Raw genomic sequence first — 20,102 nt, forward strand, 5'->3', positions numbered from 1 at the left:
TTGTATACAAGACAAATATACGACAATATATGTCGCATACACACTGTTACATTAGGTTATCTTTGCTTCATCATAACTGTACTCATCATAACTTTAAAGCATTTTATGAACTTAGTTTTATATATAAAAAAGACCCGCCGCGGCGAGTCTCTATATTTAATTATGATTTACAGCTGTATTAGTTTATTGCCTCTTTTAGCCCAGCGCACGGGTATTACTCTTCACACATTACTAAAATCAAGCGAGATTTGATAATAAGCGCCTTCGCTATCACGCTCATAAAAGCGGATATACTGTTTAGTATCAGTCACTTGTATCGCATCACTGATAGCATCCATTGCTTTATCCCACTTACTATCGCTAATATCCAAGCCGCGCAAGGCGAGTACGCGACCAGTCGAGATGTTACCCTCCTTGTCAACTTGGAAGGCTTGATTAATCAGCGCTTTGATATTGTCATTGCTGTCTTGCGTCCAGTCCGTCAAACACTCATCAATCAACGACTTAGCGACTTGCAGACGCTCATCAAAAACGATGTTTTCAGAGACTGCCAGCTGTATCTTAAGCTTGCCGTCGTAACTCAGCAGCGTCGTATTGCCTTTTTTACCACCCATTTGTACGTCATACTCTTGCGCAGACAACGCGACAAAATCATTAAACGTGTCAAACAGCTGAGACTTAGCAGTACGCATCTGAGCACGTAGCTCGACAGCAATAGCGACCATGTCCTTGACAACTTCGTCACGCAGCTTATCGACTGGTTTTACTTTGTCGACAGGGATTAGATGGCCTTTAGCGTTGGTCATATAGCCGTCTGGTGTGACAGGGGCGCTTTCAGTGGTTGGGTTTGACATGGCTTTTAATTCCTCTTCTGAGTAGTTCATCATTACTTTCCTTTTGGGTTGATTTTGTTAATTTCAGCGGTTACGTGATTAAAATCTTTTTCAAGCTGAATTTTATTTACTGCACTCAATGGCGCATATTCTGTAGCGATTTGCTCACGTGCGCGTGTTATACGGGCTTTAGCGTCGGGTATATCTGCAAAAGCGCGACAAAGCATGTTAGTAGCAACTTCTGACATCAATACTTCTCCTTTATTCTCTCGTAAGCCTCATCAGCCGTTTCACCAGGGTTTTGCTCCTGCATCACGATATCCCACGTCTCGCGCTGGGTCTTACCTGCTAGCACAGGCTTGCGCAGACCATTCAGCATCACAGTAGCGCCGCTGGTTGTCGTTCCAGACCAAGCCTTCGCGGCTTCGTCACCCTCTACAGAGTGCTTGCGATGGTCATAGCCTTGCACGATGCGATACAGATAGTTATGCGTCGTCAGCGGCAGCTTAAGCGTACCCGCATCACGCGCAGCCAGTACTTGATTAATACCCCAGCTCCATGCGCCCACAGGCGCATCCGTGGTTTGACGATCAAACGTCAGCTTCCCTGCATTCACAAACGGATTGACCTCGCTTAGCAGAGTCGTAGCCCGCCCAAAGGCCAGCTCACGATTAGCAGGACGAAACAGCCCCAGATACTTAAGCATCAGCGGGGCAAGAGGTGCAGGGACGTTAAACGCCTCTGCAAAGGCTCTTCCTGCTGCGTTGGTACTGACCAGCAAGTCGAGACTGGCCGTAGTACCGCAGTTATGACAGCGTGTTTTCATACTTCCCCCTGATACTTATACAAATCGCAAAAAAGTCAGCAAAATAACGACAGACGCAATCATCCAAAACTGCATCACGACCTTAAAGTTCAGCTGACGCACTTCATCAAACAGCTCATCATTCTGACAGTTGATCACCTGCTCTTGACCCTTGATGATATCGCCTTGCACCTCGACCAGACGCTCAAGGATAGCCTTATGCTTACGCATTTGACGCAGCTCACGCTCATTCTTGGTGGGCGCGGGCGTGGGCAGACCGCTCCAATCAAACTCGCGCAGCTCTTGTTGTAGCGCAGCATCGACAGCGACAGGACTGGCAGCGTTTACTTTGGTATTACTCATAACTTTCACCTTTTATTTATCTTATTAGTCAATTACTTATGTTTAGATTGATATTCAATCGCCAGGCCGATGCTCGCAGCCCTGACACGCACGCCAGTGGCGTAGAGCCGCAGGATTATGAGTAGGCGCAGCGCCCAGCGCATGCCGAGTGCAGGTCTGACGGCTGACCGTCGTTTGCGTATAAGGGCACAGCACTTGCTTACGGTAGTTGACGTATGCCGTGCCGATGGTGTCCGTATTACCTGTATAACCACCAGACAGTGCTAGAGATAGGCTAGGGCGGGCATAGCCGATACGGCGGGCGATTTCAGCATAAGAGATACCGCGTTTTTGTTTTTCCTCATGACAGGCAGCGACCCAGTTGTCTAGCGTCACAGGGTAGTGCACCCAGTGCGGCTGCCAGTTGCAATCAGCATCATCAGCCGAGGCATCAATAGTTAGAGTGTCGATAATTAGAGTGTCGATAGCAGACATAGCGCACCTCCCATAGCAGCGATAGCCAGCAGCAGCACCATGATCAGCGTCAGCAGGCGATACAGCTTGCCGACGTCTTGGCGCAGTAGCGCAATATCAGCCTCAGTCGCTTGCTCAAAGCTCGGCAGACGAGTCAGAGCCGCACGTTGACGCTCTTGACTCAGGTAATGACTGACGCTCTTATCACGAGCGAGAGCGTCCGCCTTGACCGTGTCAAACACCGTATTATTATTTTTATTAAGCATGACGCGCTCCCTTATTGGTTTGTTTAGCAGTGTCTTTTTCGGCTTGATGCGACGGTGGCAAAGGCGTTTCGGGGTCATACACGATCATATCCAGATTGCCGTCATAGACCTTCTTACCGCGCTTGACTTGTGGCGCTTTGGGGCCAGTGTCTTGCAGTAGTTGATAGACTGCCAGTTGCTTGGCTTGACCTGCGACGCGCAGTTGTAGGTATCCTGCCAGATAGAGCTGACGCAGATACTGACGCACACCGCTAGGCTTAAGCACCATGTCAGGCGTGTTGCCAGAGGCGATGATTTGATTGGCATTGAATGTTTTTAGGATGCGAGCCGTACGCCACACCACCTCATTCATCGATTGTCCGCGGGCAGCGCCCTTGCTGTCGATACGGGGTGGCTCTTGTCCGATATCACGGATGAGCGTATAGCGATAGGTTGGCAGTTTACGAGTCAGCTTTATTTGCTTGCGAGACACATAGCCTGCGCTGTCGAGCGCCGCAAGCCATGCTTTTGCCTTATCGTAGCTGATACTAGGGATAGTGCGTGGCACATCACGAACGATGATGCCATCTTCAGCATGACGCAGCATATCCCAGAGTTTTTCGTAGTCGCTGCGCTTGATAGCAGTGCCTTTGCTAGGCTTTAGCAGCGGGTTTTCAAAGTGATTATTACTCATACAGTCACTTTCGATAGAGTTTTGATAAGCAGTTTTTTGACAACAACACATAATGATTATCCTAAATAGCAAATGAGCGCGGTTTTGGTGATTGACCAGTGATAAAGCCTTGCGGTAGCAGGGTCGCAAGATCATTCATAGTGACCGAGCGCATACCGCACTCCAGCGCGCGCTGTCCGAGCATCTCAAGGTTAGTACAAGTTCGACGAGTGGAGCCGCGTACTGCACCGACCAGCTGCTCTAGCACCTGCGACTCGATAGTGATTTTTGGCGCATATACTTTTGCCAGTAGCGCTGCATCATTAGCCGTCGCTGGCTGTGCAGGCACCCAGCTGTGCACGCGGCCATGAAACCGCTCCCAGCGCTCAAGCTTCTTCGGCAGCATCTCCTCACCGATGATCAATATCGTCCCCTGACTGCTCTCGTAGATATCACGCACCAGCTCGATTTTATTCCCCTTCACCAGATGGTCGGCCTCATCGATGATGAGTGGACGGCCCGACTTGGCCAGCTCCTCCGCGATTTGTCCCAGCATCTCACTTGCCGTTTTGGCAGGCGGTATCGTCATCTCCCGCAGCACCGACTCAAGGAAGCTTTTCTTCGTCCCGATACTCGTCGCTTGCACATAATAAGCGCGGGTACGGTTGGCGATATAGCCCGCGGCTACTGACTTACCATCACCGCTACGACCATAAAACACCCCAATACCTGGCAAGCTTGGATGACGGCTTTGGATACGCTCGATCGCCTCAAAGCACACCGCCACATTCGTGACTTGCGCCACACCGACCGCGCCTATAGCGCCACTATTGACATTATTACTATCGTGATTCATGATTGAATCTCCTTTGATTGAGTCTGATGACTCGATTAAGACGGCGGTCACTCCACATGACCGTCGTCACCTTTTGAGCTAATTAAAGCTAGCCCAACTTAAAAAACACTCTGGTACCATGCTCATCTTCATGAGCCGCCTGATACGCCTTCATTTTTATCTTAAAAATATTAGAGTCTGGATACAGCTCATAAAAATCCTGATCCGCTGTATCCAGTACAATCCCAGTCTTTACCTGCTCAGCCAGACCAAGCCAACGCTCAAACCGCTCATCCTGCGTCGGCTGTGCACTTTGCTCAGATTTCACCTTTGGCGTAGGCTGAGGCTGTGTTGTAGGCTGTGGCTTTAGCCCAGCATCTAACTTATTCAACTTATCAAACGTCGCCTGATTTGCCGTTGCTGCACTTGGCACACTCTCAACGACCTGTGCATCTTCCATCGCCAGCCGCTCAGACAGCAGACTTTGCGCACGCTCAATATCAGCCATCGGCATCATCTGGTCTTGCACATGTTCCAGCACTCGGTGCGGACGCATATTTTCCAGCGCGGCATCCACATGCACTTGCGCCCGTTTCACCTGATTCTTAGCACGGTTTTCACGCGCATCACCCAGTGCCGACTGTGCAAAATAACCCTTCTTATTCGCTTCAAACTCAGCGATACAGATCAGTCGATGCGTCGTATCACGCACCCAAATCTTAGAGCCGTCATGGATGTCATAGCCGACCAGCATCGTCTCACCGTGGTATTGTTCCAGCGCGCGGCTGAAGTACTTATTACTAAACAAATTGATCTCACCGCGCAGACATTTACGCTCAAGATAAGGACGATACAAATCATCACGCTCATGCTCTGACACCGTCACCAGACCAGTGCCAGCGTTAGACATAGCCGTCACTTGCTCATTCCACATCATTTGTGGCGTCAGATGCTCGCGGCGACCAGTGGTAGCGTTATAGCGTCTAGGCAGACCACTGTGTGGCTCATTGTTGTAGGCTTCTACGGCATCATGAGCGACTTGCAAAAACTCATTCCAGCCGATCAATGCCTTCGACTCACCGAATTCTCTAATCTCTTTCCGCGTTTTCTTAAACACCGCTTGTTTCGCTTGGCTATCCATATCTGCCCCTATATAAGTAGGCAGCTTTTTAGCCAGGCGTATCCATACCGTTTGATGCACCCGCTCAATCATCCCGCGTGCCTGTGAGTTATAGGCAATAGAGTGCTTTACCTCAGTGCCCATCCGCGTCATCACCCCCACAGATTCATCCTTCATCATCGCGTTTTTATAACCCGAGCCGTTATCCACATAAAATATCGCAGGGATACCATAGTCAGAGGCCGCGCTCGATATCGCGTCTAACACCGCAAGGCCACTCTCTGCCAGATCTACGCTATACCCCACGATCATACGAGTATGCACATCCATCACCGTCGTGATCTCAGGACGGAACGGCTTGCCTGTATCAGGGTGTGCCACCTCCGCATCAAACGTATGCCCATCTGCCGTATACACATCAGACGGCAGCAGTACTGACGCATCACGGCGCACAAACGGCTTAATATTCTTAATCTCACGGCTACCCATACGGCCGCGCGCGCGTTCAACATTACCGATATGATTTTCTAGGAAATATCTAGCCTGATGGTAGCTTGGCACCTCCACATCACTATCAGCATAGGCCGCTTCGATACGGCGCATCACCTCAGCCAGCTCAGGCTTAGCAGGATCACTCCATAGCTTGAGCAATATGCCAGCCCATGGCGGTATCTCAGTCGTACGTGACTTAGGTGCCAGTAGCGCCACCGCGCTAGCATTGCCATCAGCCTCCGCAGTCTCAAACGCCTTTACCCAATCAAACAGCGTGCGACGGCTCACATTACCGCGCCCATCCTTACCACCTGATTTTGCATTGGCACGTTTGATAGTGGTGATCAGCGTATCGTCTAAGCGTTTTTCCTTACTCGCTTTCGCAAACGCTTCAATAGCTTTGGTTTTACCCGTCAGCTCAGCTGCCTTTAGCACATAACGCACCACAGCCAATCTTGCGATAGCACAGTCACGCTGCCAGTCAGCCAGTAGTGCGGCATTGGCAACGGCGTGAGTAGTCGTGGTCACCAGTTCAGTTGATGCAGGTTTTACAGCATCTGGTACCACCGCCGCGTCCGCTAACTTTTGCAGCGCTTGCAGCTTGACAGTCTCAAACAGCTCAGCAGGTAATACATACTCACGGCGCACACCGCCACGACCTGAGCTAGGCACTTCTACAAATTGCCAGCCATTCTTATCAGCATACTTATCCATACCACGGCGTGATTTTGGCAGCCCTGATAGTTCGAAGTTCATAATTTCAGACATAGTGAACTGATTTTTCATGACAACATCTCCGCAACCGTGGTATATTTGTCGGCATACCTTGGTCTAACGCGCTTTTTGTCCACCGTCCAGCGCGTGGGGAACAGCAATTGCACTGGTACCTCAAGGTATTGCGCAATAGCGATTTCGCCTTGAGTAAAGGGTTCAGCCAGCGCCTTACTAGCCGAGCTTTTAGGTACACCCACTGCTTGACACAGCTCAGCCATCGTCACCCCAGTTTTACGGATAGCAGTTTTGATATCCTCTGGGTGCCAGCTACCATCAGGCAGGCGTTCAAACTGTTTAAATAATGGATACTGCTCAAAGCTCAACATAGTAATAACTCCAATCAGTCCTGCTGATTTATTTTTATAGGGTTCGATTTAGAGTTCGCCCTTTCAACTTGTAAACATCTTAGTTCATAATTGGTTCAATGTAAACAGTTCATAATAGAAATATTGAACTTTTTTATAACTATTTTAATTTAACTATATATATCAACGGCTTATGAATATGGAACTAAATAGGAGTATTTGGCATGAGTTCCGAATTAAACGAAAATAATATGGAACTGGATACGCCACTTAAAAAACGGCTATACCAGCTTATGACCGACGAAGAGAAACGACAGCCATTTTCTTTTGCTACTCGCATTGATATAGGCAAGTCCACTTTTCATAACATCTGGACAAAGGGCAGCACCAGCATTCATAGAGGCACAGCCAAAAAAATAGCCGACGCTACAGGAGTAGACGTCGACTGGTTACACAAGGGTATTGGTGAGCCATATAAGAGTAGCGATACAGCAGAGAAGGGTATTGACCATAACGTTGAGAGTCAGCCGCAGCCAGTCACGCCCTCGCTTGCGACAGTAGACACAGACGGTATCGACATGCAGATGATGATAGAAGCCCTGACTATAGTGGACAACTATCTGAGTGAGCACCAGAAGCGCATGGCACCTGAGCGCAAAGCCGAGCTGGTAGTCGCCATCTATGACCTGCTTTGTAAAAGCCCCGAGGCAGGCAGCACCATTGCCACCATGCTCAAATTTGCAGTTTAAGGGCACCACGACAAGCACTGTCGCATGTTTTGCCAATCCCTATTGTTGATAGTGATTTAAGCAGTTACCATAGCAGCCTCATCACTCAACCCAATAGAGGAGGACAACACAGCATGACCCTATCATTCCCAAAGCCCATTGATCAGCCCTGTAGCAGCACCAATGCCACCAGCGCTGATTTTCAGGCACAAAAAAAGGGCATAGCCGCCTTATTAAGCAACCATACCCAACCCAATCACAATACGACTGTCACCCTGTCTGACCGCTCAGGCAAGACCGTCAGCATCAACTGCAACACTGACGACCCAGCCCAGCTGCTGACCTTAGCCATAGACTACCTAAGGATATAGCACCTCTCAGAGCCGACGCATAGTATAGATACCGATAATAATAGCCAAAAAACCACTATATCAGCGAAACAATAATTCTAGCCAAATACCATCTATACTATTTGCACTATATATAGGTATCGATATCGCGATTCTATATCACCCAGCGCCCGAGCTTTGCACATTCAACCAAACCCACTCGTTCCGATTTAGTGCAGAATAACTTACAACTATCTTTAAATCCTACTTGCACCACCATTTTAGTGCAGAATAACTTACAAACAGCCCTTTTTAATCCCAACCAACTTCAAACCGTCTTATCCCTTGTCATTACTGACCTTCATCCCACTCCAGCCCGTTTTATCTCATCTAGTCTCACTTCCTTCTAGTGCAATATAAAGTACTAACTCACATTGGCTTCTGTAGAGACTGCTTATTCATAGAAGCGACTGATATAAATATTGCCTGCAAATGCTACTTCGAAAGGTTGTTGGTGAATTTAATCTTTTGACCATCAGCTAAGGTGATGACACCGTCGCTGATTTCTATTTTCACGTCTTGTGCATTTCTAATGGCACGCATGACGTTAATATCTTCAATACTGCTTTCAATCACAATCTTACCTGATTGTTCAGGCGCTATGGGCGGTTCGAACCTTGTGAGCGGTATATTGAAACGTTTGCCTTTGGTCAGCTTGGCATCCTTCATCAGCAGTGAACCTCTAAAGCTGTTAATGGCAACCGTGCCATCATTAGACAGCATAAATTGTAACTTCACTTGATTCAAACTATCACTACTGCTGGTCTTCACGGGAAGTAGAGCGACAGAATAGGTTTGTGCCTGATTAGTACCAGTTTGTTGATTGATGATGACGGGGCTTTTTTTACCGGTTGGATTGTTAGGGTGCCGGCGTTCATATTCACGCTGTTGTATCAACGCTTGCTTGATAGTGATGCGCGGCATCGCTCCTGACTCGTATGCACCGCTAAGCTTCATACGCAGCATATAGCGGCTAAGAAGCTGTCTGTCGCTCTCAGGTAGCTGCTCAAAAGTATCCCCTAGCTTTTTTTGCCAGTGATCAGAGTCAGTGGGTATGGTTCTTTTGCTAGGATCAACTTGAGGCTGTGAGCAGCCATGCACGATCGGCAGAGCTGCTAACATGATCGTTAATAATAAAGCCTTATGAAAACGCTGATACAAACCCGCCATCGTATACCTCCTTGTATACTCATTAACAACAACGACTGCTTTGTTAATATACCTCGTTTGATAGCATGTTGGGTTTAATTATAGCTAAATATAGTCTTAAACTTAATGTAGGGTGAGAGACAGTTATATTTGAGCATAAAAAAAAGGGCTAATAAGTAGAGAAATGATAAATAAGAGAATATAAAAATAACAAAAAAGACCAAGCGCAATTAAGCAAACTTGGTCTTTCAATATTGGAGCGTGTTCTAAAAATAAAAAGTTTTAATCGTTGTTTTGAAGTTCAGACAATGGGTGAGTAATGCTATTGTCGTGTGTCACTACGATAGCTTTATCGATGATATGCTGGCTAACACCGCTTTTGCGCAGGGTCTCAATGAATAGCTCATCATGCGCTAAGGTATAGTCTTGATGGTCACGGTCGAGACCTTGACGAATGTAGAGGCGGATTAGGCCTTGAATGCGTTTGAAACCAAGCTCTGATGAGGTTGATTCTAGTAACTCAATCATCTCTTCAGAAAGACGAATACTAACTGGGCGCGTGACTTTTTGCGGATGATCAGAAAATTTATTTTTTATGCGTACAGGTATCATAGTAAACCATTACTTATAGTGAGTAGGAATAAAGGGTTTTGATAAAAATGATGGGCAACCTGTCATATGTCTTTATGATACGAATGATTGCTCAAGAGTATTCTAGATAAGTACTATAAACTGGAATTTATCAACACCTCTTACCATACAACAAAATCGTCTAAAAGAATACCAGCGCCCGCAAAAACAGTTAGCCATAAAAAAACCTTCATCAATATAGATGAAGGCTTTTTATAATATGGCTCCCCAACCTGGGCTCGAACCAGGGACACACGGATTAACAGTCCGACGCTCTACCAACTGAGCTATTGGGGAATAAATTGTTATAACGGTAAACTTGCTAAGCTTGTTTGCGTTATGTGGAGCGTATTTTAGCCAAGTAGTTAGGGTCTGTCAACCTTAATAAGCGATTAAAGGCAGTTTTTTCTTTTAATGCCTTATTATCAGGTGTTTGGTGCTATTTATTAGCTCGTTAGTTGCCAGAGACAGAGGGTTGGCTGATAAAAGACAGCGTCATGAAAGTGACAGACATAAAAAAACCCTCAACAAACTGATGAGGGTTTTGGCAAATGCCATAATTGAATCTAAGATGATTCAAAGTACTTATGTTCGCAGAGATAGCTGAGCATATATAAGGCAGCTACTTGCTAAAATATGGCTCCCCAACCTGGGCTCGAACCAGGGACACACGGATTAACAGTCCGACGCTCTACCAACTGAGCTATTGGGGAATAAGGCGTGAGGGTTAATAATCTCACAGTTACTTAACGTAGACGCTTGAGAATAGACTCTTCGAGTTGTTGCTAAGTGGGGCGTATTCTAGCAAAGATAAAAAATACGTCAAGCCTTTTTTGTACAATCTCTTAAAATTAGAAGTTTTTGCTTAAATAAGCGCCATTAATAGCATATTTACTATTAGTAGACCTAAAAGAGCAGACCTAAAAGTTGTGTAAAAAGACGACTATGATAAAAGTGGTGAATTAGAAGTGGGAAGGCAGTTTTTGGCTTTAAGTGCTTTTTAGCTTTAAATACTAAGCGTCAATCATGAAGGCTGTATGAAAATGGCACACTTACTTGCGAAGTCACAACATTAATTATAGAGCGTTATATTATAATTATTTTGATTTTATCAATATAGATAACGTCAAGATAGCTAACGGAAAGGCGTATTAAATATGCACAAGATAGCCCTCTGATTGCGAAAATTGATATCCGATAATTCTATGTCAAAACTATTCCTAATAGAACATTAATAAAAAGGACATTTCTAATGACTGACTCTCCTGAAAAATCACACATCCTCATCACTGGCGCGACTTCTGGCATTGGTTATCAACTGGCTAAAGATTACTTAGCAGCAGGCCACGAGGTGTACGCGGTTGGCCGTGATGACGACGCCTTATCTGAGCTAAAAAAACTAGGCGCCATACCAATCGACTTGGATCTCATGGATCGTGACAAAGTCATTGAGGCCTTTGATAAAATCGACCAGATTGATTTAGCGATTTGTGGTGCGGGGATGTGCGAGTATTTAGACATGCCAAATTTTGATAGCAGTGTCTTTATGAAAGTGATGTCTGTCAATATGGGCACGTTATCGCATGCCATTGAAGGGGTATTACCCAAGCTGATTGCGTCACAGGGGCGTTTGGTTGGCCTTGGCTCTGCATCGGCCTATGTCCCATTTGCTCGTGCCGAGGCCTATGGTAGCTCAAAGGCAGCGATTCATTATTTGATGAAAACCTTACAAATTAGCTTAGCGCCACATAACGTCGACGTCAGCCTGGTAGTGCCAGGGTTTGTAAAAACGCCAATGACCAAGCAAAACGACTTCCCAATGCCATTTATTCAAACCACCGAGCAGGCAAGCCAAGCCATTCGTGACGGCATCGAAAATGGTGATGAGGTGATTGAGTTTCCCAAAAAGCTTACCTTACCTCTTAAAACGCTGGGGCTGCTACCAGACCTGCTATGGCAGCAAGTCAGTGAAAAGCTTTATAAAGATAATTAATAGATTTTTTGGCGTAGGCTGGGTTTTTAACCCAGCATTATTACTTGTAAACAACCAAATAGAAGAAGCTGCAAATATGTCATTCATCCGTCGTAAACATTCAGCAGATAAAAATAATAATCAAAATAGTAAGATTGCAAATGCTACTACCAATGCTGATGAAGTACCTGCCAAAAAACGCATCGCTATCATAGGCTCTGGTGTATCTGGATTGACTTGTGCCCATTATTTATCTAAGCCGCCTTTGGCCAGTCAATATGCAGTGACGATATTTGAGGCCAATGATTATATCGGTGGCCATGTAAATACCATCGATGTGACGCTGCAGTATGGTAAGAAGGCAAAAGCCAAACACGTAGAAAAGAGTGCGATAGATACGGGGTTTATCGTTTTTAATGAGCGTACTTATCCTAACTTTTTTCGTCTGCTTGATGATTTGCAAATACCCTTTCAGGCAACGGACATGAGTTTTTCAGTTAAAAACAGCGCCCAAAAATTTGAATACAACGGACATACAATCAATACGCTGTTATCGCAGCGCAAAAATGTATTGAGTCCTAAGTTTTGGCGGTTTATTAATGACATTTTGCAGTTTAATAAGCATATCAAACAGCTACGTCAAGAGTTTGAGACCGCGCGTATAGAAGGGCAAGACACCAGTGTTTTCACCGAGCAAACCCTTGGTCATTATTTGGCAAGTAAGCGTTATGGGCGGTTGTTTACCGATAACTATCTGCTACCCATGGTTTCCGCGATTTGGTCGACCAGCCTGGAAGAAGTACAAGACTTACCCTTGATATTCTTTGCACGATTCTTTGACAATCACGGTCTACTAGACATTGTCAATCGTCCGCAGTGGTTTACGATTAAAGGCGGCTCCAAGCAGTATGTCAATAAGCTCATTCCACGCTTTGTTAAGGCAGGGGGCACGGTTCGAGTCAATACTCCTGTGCAGTCGGTGGTGCGTCATGAGAGTCATGTCACACTAACCGTCACAGATAATAATATGACGACTGCTAAAGATAAGGTAGATGCGCAAGAGTTGATTTTTGATGAGGTTATCTTTGCTTGCCATGCCGATATGGCGCTGAAGCTATTAAAAGATGCAAGTGTAGATGAGGCTGAAGTATTGGAGAAGTTTCGTTTTACTAAAAATACGGCGGTGCTACATACGGATAGTAAGGTGTTACCGAAAAAGCCGTTGGCATGGGCAAGTTGGAACTACTTGCTTGATGATGAGCTGCTTGATGGCGAGCTGCTTAATAGTAAGTTGGACAAAGAGCAGACGCTAAAAGATCAGCAACTAGCTTCAAAGCCAACAGCATCAAAACAAGCAGCTGCAAAGCAGACAGCGTCAAAGCCAGTACTGACGTATCATATGAATATCTTGCAGCGTCTGACCAAGCAGCATAACTATCTGGTTACTCTCAATCCGTCTACACTCAACAGCAGTATTGACGAAGTACAAGCCATTAAAAGCATTCATTATAGTCATCCGATTTTTGATAAAGAGATGATTGCTGCGCAAAATGAGTGGTCACGCATCTCTGGCAATGGTTTACAGACGCATTTTTGTGGTGCATATTGGTTCAATGGCTTTCATGAAGATGGAGTGCGTAGCGGATTGCGAGTTTGTCAGGCGCTCGGTAGCGCAATTGACATCAAAGAGACAGTAGATCCAAGCCATTTGCCTGATGGCGATAGCGCACATACGCCATTTCGTTATAAAGATATGCCTGTCAAAGCAGACAGAAATACTCGTAAGCTGCAAAAGCGCCAAGTGATGAGTGCGACTACCAACCAAGGGCTCAATGACTATGTAGCTAGCTTGCAGCAGGAGCCACAGGCGCCGATCAAGCAAAAGCGTGGTCTCTTTGGTCGCCGTAAAGTGAAGAGTTAATGAGGTCAAATTGTTGGGTGTCGAAGGATGAGACCCAACAAATTATCCATAAAAGAGAACGTTATGCCCACCAAAGAGCAGTCGTCTGACCCTACAAAAACTAAAACAGCAACCTTGATGCCGCATCAAATATTTCATGGCACGACATGGCATAGTCGTTTATTGCCAAGTGTGCATAAGTTTGCGTATCCGTATCGCTACTGGGGCATCAATATCAGTGCTTTGGCAGCAGGGCAGGCATTACCTGAAGTGAATGCAGCAGTCGATAAAAGCAAGTTTCTAAAAAAACTGCCCTTTAATAAAATGCTAGCAAAAGCGTTGCCGCTGTTTTCTGCTCAGCATAAAGCTTTGCAGCAATTTTATCCTGATGACTATTTGCAACAATTAGAGCAAAAGGATGTAGGTAGTACTGATGATACGACTAATGAAAGTAGGGTTAATCCAATCAATGACGACGTTAATCCTATGCAAGCTTTGCAGCAGCGGCTAATTCAGGCATTTATTGAGCAGACGGGTAGTGCGCCTACAGGTGATATGATCGGTATGATGGTTTGTCGCAATGCGGGCGTGTACTTTAGCCCAGTCAATTTTTATTTGGGCTTTGATAAGCAGCGAGTGCCGACTCATCTTTTGGCTGAGGTATCTAATACCCCTTGGGATAAGCGTCATTATTATGGGTTTTTACTTGATGGCACGGACACAGAGTTTTGTCATGATAAAGACTTTCATGTATCACCCTTTAATCCTATAGACCAGCTATATCGCTGGCAGGTAAAAGTGACAAAACAAGCAGATGACTGCCTACAAGTCCGTATCGCCATCAATATCAGTGATGTGCGTGGTGAGGTGCTTAAAACAGGTATTAAGATGACAGGCGTACCCATGAGCGCGGATACGGTTCGTGACAGTCTACGGAAAAACCCGCTAATGAATATCACCTCACTGACACGAATCTATTGGCATGCGCTTAAGCTCTATGCGATTAAAAAAGTACCTTATATTAACTATGATGAAAAGCTGGTAGACAGTCAGCAGGATGACTCAAAAAGTCCCAGTTAGCTATTTGGTTTTAGCATAGCAAGCGCAGTTAAGAGAGTTTTAAACAGCAGGTGAAGAAATAAAAACGTATGAATAAGGATGTTAATACCATGCCAACTAGGCCAACCGACCGCACACCTAACTCAAAGCTAGAGAAGCTTAGTGCTCATGTGAGCAAAACAGTGAATGACAGCGCTTTTGCCAAGCCTGTAAGTAACAGTGTGAACTATTTGGCGAGACAGGCGATATGTCGCGCATTAAAAAACTTACAGTTTGGGAGTTTGACTCTCATTGAGGCCTATGGCAAAGGTACTGCCAATCGTCAAACCTTTGGTGAGGACGTCAAAAAATCTAATGGAAAAACCCCCGCTCACCTTAGTAGCTCAGCGGTAGGCCGACATCCACTACATGTCACTATGAAAATTCATGATGCCAATGTTTATCGCCGACTGTTATTTGGCGGCTCGATTGCGCTTGCCGATAGCTATATTGAGGGTGAGTGGGATACGGAAGATTTAACAGGTTTGATACGACTGGCTGCACGTAATCTAGCCGTGTTTAATGGTCTGGAGAATCGCTTCGCTGGGTTGAGTAAAGCTCTAGAAAAAGCCAAGCATCGACTGCGCGGCAATGACAAGGCAGGGTCAAAGTCCAATATATTAGCGCATTATGATTTGGGTAATGCCATGTACGAGCGTTTTTTGGATCCGACCATGATGTACTCATCAGCGGTCTATGTAACGCCTGATACGTCTCTAGCGCAGGCACAGCAACATAAATTGGCGCTCATCTGTCAGCGCTTGCAGTTGAGGGAAAATGACCATGTCATAGAGATTGGTACTGGCTGGGGAGGCTTTGCTATTTATGCCGCCACCCATTATGGCTGTCAAGTAACCACGACGACCATCTCTGATGCACAGTATACTGAGGCGCAGCGCCGTATCGAAAAAGCAGGACTGTCGAGCAAAATCAGACTGCTCAAGCAAGACTATCGTGAACTAACAGGGCACTATGACAAACTGGTCAGTATTGAGATGATTGAGGCCGTCGGTTATGAATATCTACCGACGTTCTTTGCAAAATGTAATAGTTTACTTAAACCAACAGGGCTGATGGTGCTGCAAGCCATCACCTTTAACGATCAAAACTATGAAGACTATTTAAAGTCAGTGGACTTTATTCAGACGCATATTTTCCCTGGTGGCTGCTTACTGTCCAATCAAGAGCTAACTAAGCAGTTTACTGAGCAGACTGATATGGTTATCAAGCAACTACATGATTACGGCTTTGATTATGCTCATACCTTGCGTGATTGGCGTGCTGACTTTTTGGCACAGCGCGACGCTATCCGCGCCCTCGGTTATGATGAAGCCTTTATTCGTTTGTGGGCGTTTTATTTTGGCTACTGTGAAGGTGGGTTTTTGGAACGGACGATTGGCGTTGTACAAGTCACTGCGGTGAAGCCAGATAACACCGACACGCTGCATTTTTCTGATTTACCAGCTGCAGATACGTTGACCGCTTGATCAATGAATAAGTTAACTTAATGATAAGCATAAGTAGACAATAGATAGATAGGCAATAAGTAGGTGATAAACAGGTGCAACCGTCATCGATACTTAGCTGCCATTATAAAACAATGTTGTAAAAGGAGACTGTCATGGGTTATGTATTTGTCTATCTAGCAGCTGTCGTTATATTTTTGGGTATTGATGCGGTCTGGCTCAAAACTATGACAGGGTTATTTTACGAAAAGCGCATCGGCCACTTGTTGGCTGATGAGCCAAACATGATAGCTGCAGGCGTGTTTTATATGTTTTATTTATTCGCTCTCTGCATATTGATCTTGTATCCGCAAATAAAAGCAGGCAGTTCGATCGGTTATATATTTTTATTAGGCGGTTTGATAGGTTTGATGGCTTATGGCACTTATGACTTTACCAGCTTAGCATTATACAAAGGCTTTACTCTAGACACGGCACTAGTGGACTTTGTGTGGGGCGGACTGCTCACAGGGACGGTCAGTGCGGTTGTGGCATGGTTGGCATATCAGTTTAACTGGCTCAACTAAACCTTGTAAGCCTCTTTAGTATACTAATTACAGTCGGCTCACTAGTGCTGACTGGCGAATAATGACCAACAAGACACTGTGATAAAATGCGTGATTCGCGCTACACTAGGGCGTGTCCTCATTTTGAAAATGATGATAAAAATGAGATAAATTGAAGTCAAAAAAGGAAAATAACGCAGATAATATCGGGATATTAGCCAGTTATTTGACGCCGTTTGGCAAAATTTAGCCATTTTTAGCCCATTTAGATGCAATAGCTCAGATTGAGGACAGGCCCTAATGATCTATCGTTTATACAGCCCTAACAGAGCACTGCTAAATAAGGAATACTATGGCACAGTCCAACACTTCTTCAACCGCTAAAAAAGCCCCTCTAAACCACGAATTATATATGTCAATACTGATGACGCCTGACATGGCAAACTTCATTGGTAATGTCCATGGTGGCGATCTACTGAAAATGCTCGACCAAGTCGCTTATGCCTGTGCCAGTCGTTATAGTGGTAACTATGTAGTGACGCTATCGGTTGACCAAGTCATGTTTCGTGAGCCTATTTATGTCGGTGAATTGGTGACTTTTGCTGCCAGCGTCAACTATGTCGGTACGACATCGATGGAAGTAGGGATACGTGTTGAGGCCGAAGATGTGCGCGCGCGTACCATTCGCCACACCAATAGCTGCTATTTCACCATGGTCGCCATCGATGACAATGGTAAACCAACGCCTATTCCACCGCTAGATATCAAGACACCACTACAGCAATGCCGTGCTGATGCGGCACTTGAGCGTAAAAATATGCGTATGGGAAGCTCAAAGCGCCCCAGCTGTGATCTCGATAATGCAGATAATGAGCACGAGTGATGTTCTGAATAAGAGTCGATGCCAAAGATGCAAGCAGAGATTGAGGCGTTAGCGCTTGAGAACTGAGCATATCGTCTGGTTATTATTTATCCGATAGTGCACAAACAAAAGCCACCTTCATGGTGGCTTTTTGGTGGCATCTGCTGTTTTTATATTGGTTGTTAATAGGCTGAGATGAAGGATGAAACCTGCAATTATCCTTTAAAAAGAGCAGCTTGACCCCCATACTGTTGTAAACCTTACTTCATTATAACCTTTTATAAATACCAGGAAGAAAGCCATTATGCGAATGCCTGAACCGCGCTCGTCGCGTCAGTTAAACCAATTGGCCACTCAGCTGCAAGACGAAGCTGAAATCAGTGGTGTCAATGCCTCAGGGACACAAATATCAAGTCGTGCTTTTGAGATGGTCACCGACTTTGAGCCAGCTGGTGATCAGCCGCAGGCGATAGAAAAGCTGGTAAAAGGTATCAATGCTGGCATGGATGAGCAGTTGCTGCTTGGGGTTACTGGCTCTGGTAAGACGTACACCATGGCAAAAGTCATCTCTGAAAGCCAACGTCCTACCATTATCATGGCGCACAACAAAACGCTTGCCGCGCAGTTATATGGTGAGTTCAAAGCCTTCTTTCCGAACAATGCGGTTGAGTACTTTGTCAGCTATTATGACTATTATCAGCCTGAAGCTTATGTCGCAGCCAGTGATACCTTTATCGAAAAAGACAGTGCCATCAATGATCATATTGATCAAATGCGCCTATCAGCCACGCGGGCACTGTTAGAGCGCCGTGATGCCATTATCGTCGCATCGGTATCTTGTATTTACGGTCTGGGTGATCCAGAAAGCTATTTGAAAATGCTATTACATATCGTCGTCGGTGATCGCGTAGATCGCACGGCAATGATTAAGCGCTTAGTTGAGATGCAGTATACGCGTAACGAGCTTGACTTTGGCCGTGGTACTTATCGTCTGCGTGGTGAGATTTTGGATATCTATCCAGCAGAGTCTGAGCAGCTGGCTGTCCGAGTGCATTTGTTTGATGATGAAGTCGAGAAGATCACTTGGTTTGATCCCTTAACTGGCAAAACAGTGCGTAGTGTGCCACGTATCACCCTGTATCCGAAGTCGCACTATGTGACTCCGCGTAATAAGCTCGAGGCGGCAAGCCATACGATTCGTGATGAGCTTGAGCATCGTTTAGAGTATTTCCGTGACAATAATAAGCTGATTGAGGCGCAGCGTATCAAAGAGCGTACTCAATATGATCTCGAGATGATTCAACAGCTCGGCTACTGTAACGGCATCGAAAACTATTCACAGCACCTGTCTGGCCGTCCGTCAGGAGAGGCGCCGCCGACCTTGTTTGACTATATTCCAGAGGATGCGCTGCTATTTATCGATGAGTCGCATGTCACTGTGTCACAAGTTGGGGCAATGTATAAAGGGGACAGATCGCGTAAAGAAAACCTCGTCAATTATGGCTTTCGTTTGCCAAGTGCCATGAATAATCGCCCAATGAAGTTTGAAGAATGGGAGCGTATCAGACCTGCCACGATTTATGTGAGCGCCACGCCAGCGTTATACGAGCTTGAACGTAGCGAGCAAGTCGTCGAGCAGGTCGTACGTCCGACGGGTTTGATTGATCCTGAGATTGAGATACGCCCTGTACTGACGCAGGTAGATGATGTGTTGTCTGAAATTACCAAACGTCGTGAGCTCGATGAGCGCGTACTCATTACCACCTTGACCAAGCGCATGGCAGAGGATTTGACCAGCTATCTCAAAGAATATGATGTCAAAGTCGCTTATTTGCATTCAGACATCGATACCGTTGAGCGTATGCAGATTATTCATGAGCTGAGGACTGGCGTTCATGATGTATTGGTTGGCATTAACCTACTGCGTGAAGGTCTTGATATGCCTGAAGTGTCACTGGTTGCTATCTTTGATGCGGATAAGGAAGGCTTCTTGCGTTCTGAGCGTTCTTTGATTCAGACCATTGGCCGTGCAGCGCGGCATTTGAATGGTAAAGCCATTCTTTATGCTGATCGTATTACACCTAGCATGCAAAAAGCCATCGAGGAGACTGATCGTCGCCGTGAAAAGCAAGTCGCCTTTAACCTTGAACATGGCATTACGCCAAAAGGGGCGCGCCGAAATGTCACAGACAAAATCGATACTGGCGAAGACTTGGACGCCAACGACAATCAAGCCATTCCAGTCAAAAGTCATCTGCCTGATGTCGATATTAGCATATTACGTAGCCCTGATTTGCTTGCCAAAGAGATTAATCGTCTTGAGAAGCTCATGAAACAGTTCTCACGCGATTTGAAGTTTGAGGATGCTGCTAAGACAAGGGATAAGGTGCTAGAGCTAAAGGCACATTTGCTTTAGTCATAAATAACTTAGACTCTCATGCATATTAAAAAGGTGGGTTGCATAT

At 45.7% G+C, this 20,102-nt stretch carries 21 protein-coding genes and 2 tRNA genes; 9 read left to right on the forward strand and 14 right to left on the reverse strand.

Features of this window, described 5'->3' with window-relative positions:
* Positions 1-221: 221 nt before the first annotated feature.
* The 10 genes from JMX03_RS04645 to JMX03_RS04690 all read right to left on the reverse strand — a co-directional run bounded on the left by JMX03_RS04645 (position 222) and on the right by JMX03_RS04690 (position 6,919).
* Positions 222-887: a DUF3164 family protein gene (locus JMX03_RS04645; RefSeq protein WP_265090450.1), complete on the reverse strand. Its 666-nt coding sequence runs from the start codon at positions 885-887 to the stop codon at positions 222-224.
* Positions 887-1,081, reverse strand: a complete 195-nt coding sequence (locus tag JMX03_RS04650; protein WP_201594839.1) for a hypothetical protein — start codon at positions 1,079-1,081, stop codon at positions 887-889. The genes JMX03_RS04645 and JMX03_RS04650 overlap by 1 nt, the downstream gene beginning before the upstream one ends.
* Complete coding sequence (locus JMX03_RS04655; protein ID WP_201594841.1) at positions 1,081-1,659, reverse strand: hypothetical protein; 579 nt, start codon at positions 1,657-1,659, stop codon at positions 1,081-1,083. The genes JMX03_RS04650 and JMX03_RS04655 overlap by 1 nt, the downstream gene beginning before the upstream one ends.
* Before the next feature lie 15 nt (positions 1,660-1,674).
* A complete protein-coding gene (locus JMX03_RS04660) occupies positions 1,675-2,001 on the reverse strand; it encodes a hypothetical protein (RefSeq protein ID WP_201594843.1) in 327 nt (108 codons plus the stop codon).
* A 54-nt stretch (positions 2,002-2,055) separates the two neighbouring features.
* Entirely contained in the window at positions 2,056-2,475 is a 420-nt protein-coding gene (locus tag JMX03_RS04665) for a hypothetical protein (RefSeq protein WP_201594845.1), read from the reverse strand.
* The gene (locus tag JMX03_RS04670) at positions 2,454-2,720 is read right to left on the reverse strand and encodes a hypothetical protein (RefSeq protein ID WP_201594847.1); all 267 of its coding nucleotides are present in this window, start codon (positions 2,718-2,720) and stop codon (positions 2,454-2,456) included. The genes JMX03_RS04665 and JMX03_RS04670 overlap by 22 nt, the downstream gene beginning before the upstream one ends.
* Positions 2,713-3,393, reverse strand: a complete 681-nt coding sequence (locus JMX03_RS04675) for a hypothetical protein (RefSeq protein ID WP_201594849.1) — start codon at positions 3,391-3,393, stop codon at positions 2,713-2,715. Before JMX03_RS04675 ends, JMX03_RS04670 begins: the two co-directional genes overlap by 8 nt.
* Before the next feature lie 61 nt (positions 3,394-3,454).
* Positions 3,455-4,228 (reverse strand): AAA family ATPase, encoded by a 774-nt coding sequence (locus JMX03_RS04680; RefSeq protein WP_201594851.1) that lies wholly within the window; start codon positions 4,226-4,228, stop codon positions 3,455-3,457.
* 88 nt (positions 4,229-4,316) lie between these two features.
* Positions 4,317-6,605 carry a Mu transposase C-terminal domain-containing protein gene (locus JMX03_RS04685; protein WP_201594853.1) on the reverse strand — a complete coding sequence of 763 codons (2,289 nt, stop codon included), beginning with the start codon at positions 6,603-6,605 and terminating at the stop codon, positions 4,317-4,319.
* A complete protein-coding gene (locus JMX03_RS04690) occupies positions 6,602-6,919 on the reverse strand; it encodes a helix-turn-helix domain-containing protein (RefSeq protein ID WP_201594855.1) in 318 nt (105 codons plus the stop codon). The genes JMX03_RS04685 and JMX03_RS04690 overlap by 4 nt, the downstream gene beginning before the upstream one ends.
* A gap of 203 nt (positions 6,920-7,122) precedes the next feature.
* On the opposite strand from JMX03_RS04690, the gene JMX03_RS04695 reads away from it, so the two are divergent.
* Both JMX03_RS04695 and JMX03_RS04700 read left to right on the forward strand, forming a co-directional pair.
* Positions 7,123-7,647 (forward strand): helix-turn-helix domain-containing protein, encoded by a 525-nt coding sequence (locus JMX03_RS04695; protein WP_201594857.1) that lies wholly within the window; start codon positions 7,123-7,125, stop codon positions 7,645-7,647.
* Between the two features lie 113 nt (positions 7,648-7,760).
* Positions 7,761-7,997 carry a hypothetical protein gene (locus tag JMX03_RS04700; protein ID WP_201594859.1) on the forward strand — a complete coding sequence of 79 codons (237 nt, stop codon included), beginning with the start codon at positions 7,761-7,763 and terminating at the stop codon, positions 7,995-7,997.
* A 453-nt stretch (positions 7,998-8,450) separates the two neighbouring features.
* Here JMX03_RS04700 and JMX03_RS04705 read toward each other — a convergent pair whose 3' ends face one another.
* The 4 genes from JMX03_RS04705 to JMX03_RS04720 all read right to left on the reverse strand — a co-directional run bounded on the left by JMX03_RS04705 (position 8,451) and on the right by JMX03_RS04720 (position 10,507).
* Entirely contained in the window at positions 8,451-9,185 is a 735-nt protein-coding gene (locus JMX03_RS04705; protein WP_201594861.1) for a hypothetical protein, read from the reverse strand.
* Positions 9,186-9,446: 261 nt separating this feature from the next.
* Positions 9,447-9,776 (reverse strand): CopG family transcriptional regulator, encoded by a 330-nt coding sequence (locus JMX03_RS04710; RefSeq protein WP_201575207.1) that lies wholly within the window; start codon positions 9,774-9,776, stop codon positions 9,447-9,449.
* A gap of 239 nt (positions 9,777-10,015) precedes the next feature.
* A tRNA-Asn gene (locus tag JMX03_RS04715) sits at positions 10,016-10,091 on the reverse strand.
* A gap of 340 nt (positions 10,092-10,431) precedes the next feature.
* Positions 10,432-10,507: transfer RNA gene (locus JMX03_RS04720), tRNA-Asn, on the reverse strand.
* A gap of 539 nt (positions 10,508-11,046) precedes the next feature.
* Between JMX03_RS04720 and JMX03_RS04725 the strand changes: the two genes are divergently transcribed.
* The 7 genes from JMX03_RS04725 (at position 11,047) to uvrB (ending at position 20,053) form a co-directional block, all read left to right on the forward strand.
* Entirely contained in the window at positions 11,047-11,787 is a 741-nt protein-coding gene (locus JMX03_RS04725; RefSeq protein WP_201594863.1) for an SDR family NAD(P)-dependent oxidoreductase, read from the forward strand.
* A gap of 76 nt (positions 11,788-11,863) precedes the next feature.
* The gene (locus tag JMX03_RS04730) at positions 11,864-13,687 is read left to right on the forward strand and encodes an NAD(P)/FAD-dependent oxidoreductase (protein ID WP_201594865.1); all 1,824 of its coding nucleotides are present in this window, start codon (positions 11,864-11,866) and stop codon (positions 13,685-13,687) included.
* Between the two features lie 63 nt (positions 13,688-13,750).
* Positions 13,751-14,746: a DUF1365 domain-containing protein gene (locus tag JMX03_RS04735; RefSeq protein ID WP_201594867.1), complete on the forward strand. Its 996-nt coding sequence runs from the start codon at positions 13,751-13,753 to the stop codon at positions 14,744-14,746.
* Positions 14,747-14,835: 89 nt separating this feature from the next.
* Positions 14,836-16,251 (forward strand): SAM-dependent methyltransferase, encoded by a 1,416-nt coding sequence (locus JMX03_RS04740; RefSeq protein ID WP_201594869.1) that lies wholly within the window; start codon positions 14,836-14,838, stop codon positions 16,249-16,251.
* Between the two features lie 134 nt (positions 16,252-16,385).
* On the forward strand, positions 16,386-16,796 hold the full coding sequence (locus tag JMX03_RS04745; protein WP_201575202.1) for a DUF2177 family protein: 411 nt from the start codon (positions 16,386-16,388) through the stop codon (positions 16,794-16,796).
* Between the two features lie 331 nt (positions 16,797-17,127).
* Positions 17,128-17,658 (forward strand): acyl-CoA thioesterase, encoded by a 531-nt coding sequence (locus JMX03_RS04750; protein WP_201575201.1) that lies wholly within the window; start codon positions 17,128-17,130, stop codon positions 17,656-17,658.
* Positions 17,659-17,941: 283 nt separating this feature from the next.
* Positions 17,942-20,053, forward strand: a complete 2,112-nt coding sequence (uvrB, locus tag JMX03_RS04755; RefSeq protein ID WP_201594871.1) for an excinuclease ABC subunit UvrB — start codon at positions 17,942-17,944, stop codon at positions 20,051-20,053.
* Positions 20,054-20,102: the final 49 nt, after the last annotated feature.

This window comes from Psychrobacter fulvigenes, assembly GCF_904846155.1.
GTDB lineage: Bacteria > Pseudomonadota > Gammaproteobacteria > Pseudomonadales > Moraxellaceae > Psychrobacter > Psychrobacter fulvigenes.

Bases quoted from the DNA above. Each gene is read 5' to 3' on its own strand.
- JMX03_RS04645 (WP_265090450.1), bottom strand. From the start codon at position 887: ATGATGAACTACTCAGAAGAGGAATTAAAAGCCATGTCAAACCCAACC.
- JMX03_RS04650 (WP_201594839.1), bottom strand. From the start codon at position 1,081: ATGTCAGAAGTTGCTACTAACATGCTTTGTCGCGCTTTTGCAGATATA.
- JMX03_RS04655 (WP_201594841.1), bottom strand. From the start codon at position 1,659: ATGAAAACACGCTGTCATAACTGCGGTACTACGGCCAGTCTCGACTTG.
- JMX03_RS04660 (WP_201594843.1), bottom strand. From the start codon at position 2,001: ATGAGTAATACCAAAGTAAACGCTGCCAGTCCTGTCGCTGTCGATGCT.
- JMX03_RS04665 (WP_201594845.1), bottom strand. From the start codon at position 2,475: ATGTCTGCTATCGACACTCTAATTATCGACACTCTAACTATTGATGCC.
- JMX03_RS04670 (WP_201594847.1), bottom strand. From the start codon at position 2,720: ATGCTTAATAAAAATAATAATACGGTGTTTGACACGGTCAAGGCGGAC.
- JMX03_RS04675 (WP_201594849.1), bottom strand. From the start codon at position 3,393: ATGAGTAATAATCACTTTGAAAACCCGCTGCTAAAGCCTAGCAAAGGC.
- JMX03_RS04680 (WP_201594851.1), bottom strand. From the start codon at position 4,228: ATGAATCACGATAGTAATAATGTCAATAGTGGCGCTATAGGCGCGGTC.
- JMX03_RS04685 (WP_201594853.1), bottom strand. From the start codon at position 6,605: ATGAAAAATCAGTTCACTATGTCTGAAATTATGAACTTCGAACTATCA.
- JMX03_RS04690 (WP_201594855.1), bottom strand. From the start codon at position 6,919: ATGTTGAGCTTTGAGCAGTATCCATTATTTAAACAGTTTGAACGCCTG.
- JMX03_RS04695 (WP_201594857.1), top strand. From the start codon at position 7,123: ATGAGTTCCGAATTAAACGAAAATAATATGGAACTGGATACGCCACTT.
- JMX03_RS04700 (WP_201594859.1), top strand. From the start codon at position 7,761: ATGACCCTATCATTCCCAAAGCCCATTGATCAGCCCTGTAGCAGCACC.
- JMX03_RS04705 (WP_201594861.1), bottom strand. From the start codon at position 9,185: ATGGCGGGTTTGTATCAGCGTTTTCATAAGGCTTTATTATTAACGATC.
- JMX03_RS04710 (WP_201575207.1), bottom strand. From the start codon at position 9,776: ATGATACCTGTACGCATAAAAAATAAATTTTCTGATCATCCGCAAAAA.
- JMX03_RS04725 (WP_201594863.1), top strand. From the start codon at position 11,047: ATGACTGACTCTCCTGAAAAATCACACATCCTCATCACTGGCGCGACT.
- JMX03_RS04730 (WP_201594865.1), top strand. From the start codon at position 11,864: ATGTCATTCATCCGTCGTAAACATTCAGCAGATAAAAATAATAATCAA.
- JMX03_RS04735 (WP_201594867.1), top strand. From the start codon at position 13,751: ATGCCCACCAAAGAGCAGTCGTCTGACCCTACAAAAACTAAAACAGCA.
- JMX03_RS04740 (WP_201594869.1), top strand. From the start codon at position 14,836: ATGCCAACTAGGCCAACCGACCGCACACCTAACTCAAAGCTAGAGAAG.
- JMX03_RS04745 (WP_201575202.1), top strand. From the start codon at position 16,386: ATGGGTTATGTATTTGTCTATCTAGCAGCTGTCGTTATATTTTTGGGT.
- JMX03_RS04750 (WP_201575201.1), top strand. From the start codon at position 17,128: ATGGCACAGTCCAACACTTCTTCAACCGCTAAAAAAGCCCCTCTAAAC.
- uvrB (WP_201594871.1), top strand. From the start codon at position 17,942: ATGCGAATGCCTGAACCGCGCTCGTCGCGTCAGTTAAACCAATTGGCC.